Here is a 4,519-nt window from a genome sequence, read left to right on the forward strand (position 1 = left end):
GCGGGTACTTCTTCGGGGCGGCCATGGCCTCGGGTCCTCTCATGAGGCCCATCTGACCCGCTGTCACCATCCGCCGCATCTCGGGGGAAGCTCAGGTAGTGCCCCAGGTAGCCCTTGCCCAGGAGTTCCTGATGAAGGATCTTCGCGTTGTGTTCGCCCTTGTCCCAGCGTTGCTGCAGGTAGTCGAGGTAGGGATCCAGGGTGGATGGGCGTCGGGGAGCGCGGCGCATGACCTCGTGCCAGGTGCGGGCCCGGGCGTACTTGCGTACCGTGCGGCGGTCCAGGCCGAGCTCACGGGCTGCGGCGTTGTAAGGACGACCGGCATCGGTCAGTGCGTGCACGGCTTCGAACAGCCGCCGTACGTGTCGGCCGACGGGAGTGTCCACCGGCTCGGAATCGGCGCCCACTGCCTCAGCGGGCTCCGGCCCGGCAGGATCGGGGGCGGGGAGCGCGGCGGGCAGGCAACCGCGGTGGGATGCAGCGACTTCCTGAACGCGCCGGGACAGGCCCTGCCACAAATGGAAGCGGTCGCTGACCTGGACAGTATCGGGGGCACCGTCGGCAATGCCCTGCCGGTAGGTGAGCGAGCCGTCGCGGCAGGCGATCTCGACACCGGGATGCCCGCGGAGCCATCGGCTCAGCTGTTCGGCGTCCCTGCCCTCCCAGAGCGTCAGCGGGAGACGGGTGGTGGCGTCGACCAGGAGGGTGCCGTAGGTGTCGCCGTAGAGCGCGAAGTCATCTACCCCCAGTACCCGGGGTGCGACCAGCGGGGGCAGTGGCACCCGCATCAGCTGGGAGAGCACGGTGCGCCGCGAGAGCGCGACGTTGAGGACGCGCAGCACCCGGGCGCCACCCCGGCCGGCCAGCACCACGCCGACGGCCTCGACCAGGTGCTGCAACAGTGGGGTGCGCCGCTGGTAGCGCACGGTCAGTCCCGGCACCTGCTCGGCGAGGGTCACCTTCGGGCAGGCCGAGTTCTCGCAGTACAAGCGGCGTACGGATAAGTCGATTCGGAGAGGCCGGCCGCCGAGCGCGACATCGGCGAGATGCCGCACATAGCGGCTGTCGCACCACTCGGTCAGCTGGCCGCATCCCGTACACGCTGCTGGAACACCGGACCGTGTGCGGGCGCGGACTGCCACGACAGCATCGGAAACATCGACCGAGACAACCAGCACATTGGCCAACTGCGGTAACAGTATGGCTAGTTCAACAGAACACAGTCAGAGGTTGCCCGCTGGCAAACCAGTCGACCGTTGGCCCGGGATGATCTCCGGCTACGAAAATCTTGCCAGAGCCACTTTCACACGAACGCTGATACCGTGAAGAGCCGCTGGAACTCACCAGGGCGGGTGACATCACCGTGCCGTTGCTGGCCGACCCGTTCACGGCAACGAGTCTGGTCCTCGATCACCTGATGACACTGCTGCCCTGGCCTGCGAGCGTCCGCGCCCGAGCACGTTCCTATACCTCGGGTGGGCAGCGCCGCGCGCACGCGCTTGCTGATCAGCTCGCCTCGGCCCTGACCCGGCCCGCTGCCGCGATCCGGGCCTGCCCGCCCCCGCCGAATGCGCCGATCTGGCCGATGACAGCCCACCAGGAAACCTTGTGGTGAACGAGTACTCCACCGTTGGCGGACCAGCCGTTCCCCCGGTCGGTCATGCTGGGAACCCGGCTCGCTGGGACGTGAAGCCGAACTGAGTGGGCAACGTCAGGCTCAATTCGCTGCCTCGCCGGTCGCCCAGGCCAGCCACCTTTCCGCTGAGGCGAGACCTCCGACGGGCTGCCCACGGCCTCCCAGGCCCCCGGATAGACCTCGGCATAGCGCTGGCCCCATGCGGAGGCGAGGTGCGGTGGGTAGAGCAGCCACATGGCGGGCACGTGGTGGATCTCCAGGTTGGGGAAGATGGCGTCGGGGTCGTCGAGGGCGCCGTGGATGATGCCCTTGGCCGGCAGACCCTTCCAGACGGCGACGGCCTGCTGCTCCTCGTCGGGTCCGACTTCGCCGGTGCGGACGTGGAAGGGGCTGAGCGTGCCGGGCAGCGGGATGCCGTCGACGCAGGCGAAGAGCTTCGGCAGGTCGAGGACGCGCCAGAGATGGGTGCGATGACAGCCGTTGCTGGAAACCTCGTAGAGCGGCCGGCCGGCCCGGGAAGCGGCGGAGTGCGATGGCGCCGGTCAGGAGGCTCTCGCGGAGCTTGGCCGGGGCATCGTCGACTGGCAGGTCGATCCACTCGTGGATCGCCGCAGGGATCCAGACATGGCCGGCGCGGGGCCCGTCGCGGTCGATCGTTCCCCATGCCTCGTGGTCGGGGGTTCGCACGATCTCCCGCGGGGCGACCCAGGTGTGGGCGCAGGCGTAGGTGTACGGGTCGGCGCTGCGGACCGGAAACGCGTCCAGCTCCGGCAGTTGCGGAGCGGAAGCGTTCAGGGAGGCGACGCGCTCGGCGAAGAACCGCTCGACTTCCTCCCTCGTCAGTTCCTGGGCCAGGCCGACGAGCGCCTTGGCGACCTGGTCGGCGTGGCCACCGGCCTCGAAGTCCGCGCAGATCCGTTCGAACTCCTCGTAGTCGCCGTCCTGCGCCGAGGGGAGCTGCCACAGTTCGGACTCGGTCATACCGAGCTGCTCGGGAAGTCGCGTCGGGGTTTCGGTGAGGTAGTCCACGCGGATGCCGTCAGGTGATGCGCTCCAGGCGGCCAGCTCATACTCCAGGGCCGTGGCAGCGCGGCCCACGCCCGCACCTGCAGTCCGTCGTCCCTACTGACTTCGGCTTTTCGAGGTGATTCGAGGACGACCCGCCTCTTCGCCCGCGAAGGGCCGCTGCTACGCTGCGTCAGCTCCTAGGGAGGGAACGAACGAAATGAGTACTGCTACCGTCCGTGCGGCCGGCGTTTCTCCGGACCACACATCGCGGTTACCGTCGCTGACCGGGATGCGGTGGGCGGCGGCCATGATGATCTTCTGCTTCCACATCATGATCGAGTCAGGGTTCTTCGGTCAGGAGCGCGCTCAGAGCACCATGTGGTGGCTCTTTTGCGGTGGTAGATCGGGCGTCTCGTTCTTCTACGTCCTTTCAGGATTCGTTCTGACGTGGTCGGCGCGCCCCAAGGACCGAGTCGTCTCCTTCTGGCGCCGCCGCTTCGCTCGGATCTACCCGAGTCACTTCCTCACCTTCCTGGGCGCCGTCGCCCTGTTCAGCTGGGAAGGGCTGCACCTCAGCGGCCGGGTCGCGGCGGCGAACCTGACGCTCACGCAGTCCTGGTTCGCCTTCGCCCCTCGGTACTGGTACGGCTACAACGGCGTTTCCTGGTCGCTGAGCGTCGAGTTCTTCTTCTACTTCATGTTTCCGTTCCTGGTGCCGCCGATCACGCGGATGGGGGCCCGCGCCTGGTGGGCCATCGTCGCGGTCGGCCCCGGACTCGTCATCGCGATGCCCTTCCTGATGGACTGGGTCGGCGAGAAGACCGGTATCCAGCCGCTGTTCCTGGTGTACCAGTTCCCGCCGGTGCGGCTGTTGGAGTTCCTCATCGGCATCGCTCTCGCGCTGCTGGTCAGGAACGGTCGCTGGCGCGGGCCCAACATGACCGTGTCGGCAGTGGTGCTCGTCACCGGGCTGCTCCTCACACAGAAGCTCGTGCTCTGGGCGGAGAAGCCGCTGATATCCGCCTCGGCGACCGGCATCATCGGCTGTGTGCTGCTGATCCCGGCGGCGGCGCGTGCCGACGTGGAGGGCACCGCGTCGATCTGGCGGAACCCCCGGATGGTGCGTCTGGGCGAGATCTCCTTCGCCTTCTACCTTGTCCACGAATTGGTGATCTTCACTGCGATGAAGCTGTTCAACGGCCCGCCGCGACTTCCCACCGTGCAGGCGCTGGCCCTCACCATCGCCTGCTTCTCGGTGGCGCTGGTTCTCGCCACGATGCTGCACGACATGGTGGAGAAACCATTCGTCAAGCTGCTCAGCCCGAAGCCGAAGCCGAAGCCGAAGTCGAAGCGGCAAGGCAGCAAGAACGCTGGCACTGATCTGCCAGGGCCGCGAAATCGGGAACGGTCCGACGACGCGACCGCGCCGATCCTGGCAGGAAGCTCGTAAGAGCGGACCCCGGGGGATTGCCAGGTCGATTGTGCCGAGCCTGGCGTCCCACTCCTGATGCCGCCGACCGCACCTTGTGGGGGAGCGAGTCATGGCTACCACGTCCGAGTGGTTGTCAGCGTCTCGCGCGTATTCTCCGCACCGTGCGGACGGTCACTGGTGGGACCGCGGCGAAGAGAGCGCTGGTGGCGGAGCCGACGGCGGACGGCCCGTCACCGGAGTCGGCAGTCGCGATCACTGGTCGCTGGCAGGCTGGACCGTCAACCCGAACGTGTTCCTCGTACTCGGCGAAGGCCACCAGGTCGGCTGGGTCGAGCGCGCCCTGCCCGGCCTGGGCTTGATTCGCTTTGACGGACACCCCTGATCAGGGGCTTCGGTCCCGGTAAGGATGATGTCCATCATGGAGAGCATGGGGAAGAAGCCGC

Annotated in this window: 5 protein-coding genes; 3 read left to right on the forward strand and 2 right to left on the reverse strand. The window is 67.5% G+C overall.

The window, feature by feature from the left end; all coding sequences use genetic code 11:
- The coding region (locus tag ACWDAK_RS40685; protein WP_427396296.1) for a transposase at window positions 1-989 on the reverse strand (989 nt) is incomplete at its 3' end.
- A gap of 517 nt (window positions 990-1,506) precedes the next feature.
- Complete coding sequence (locus ACWDAK_RS40690) at window positions 1,507-1,662, reverse strand: hypothetical protein (protein WP_344640625.1); 156 nt, start codon at window positions 1,660-1,662, stop codon at window positions 1,507-1,509.
- A 748-nt stretch (window positions 1,663-2,410) separates the two neighbouring features.
- Here ACWDAK_RS40690 and ACWDAK_RS40695 point away from each other — a divergent pair.
- The 3 genes from ACWDAK_RS40695 (at window position 2,411) to ACWDAK_RS40705 (ending at window position 4,458) form a co-directional block, all read left to right on the forward strand.
- Window positions 2,411-2,683, forward strand: coding sequence for a hypothetical protein (locus tag ACWDAK_RS40695; protein WP_427396299.1), 273 nt, complete (start codon window positions 2,411-2,413; stop codon window positions 2,681-2,683).
- Between the two features lie 97 nt (window positions 2,684-2,780).
- Window positions 2,781-4,094: an acyltransferase family protein gene (locus tag ACWDAK_RS40700; RefSeq protein WP_449806581.1), complete on the forward strand. Its 1,314-nt coding sequence runs from the start codon at window positions 2,781-2,783 to the stop codon at window positions 4,092-4,094.
- A gap of 91 nt (window positions 4,095-4,185) precedes the next feature.
- Entirely contained in the window at window positions 4,186-4,458 is a 273-nt protein-coding gene (locus ACWDAK_RS40705; protein ID WP_427396298.1) for a hypothetical protein, read from the forward strand.
- The last annotated feature ends 61 nt before the right edge of the window (window positions 4,459-4,519 follow it).

The organism is Kitasatospora sp. NPDC001175, assembly GCF_053598215.1.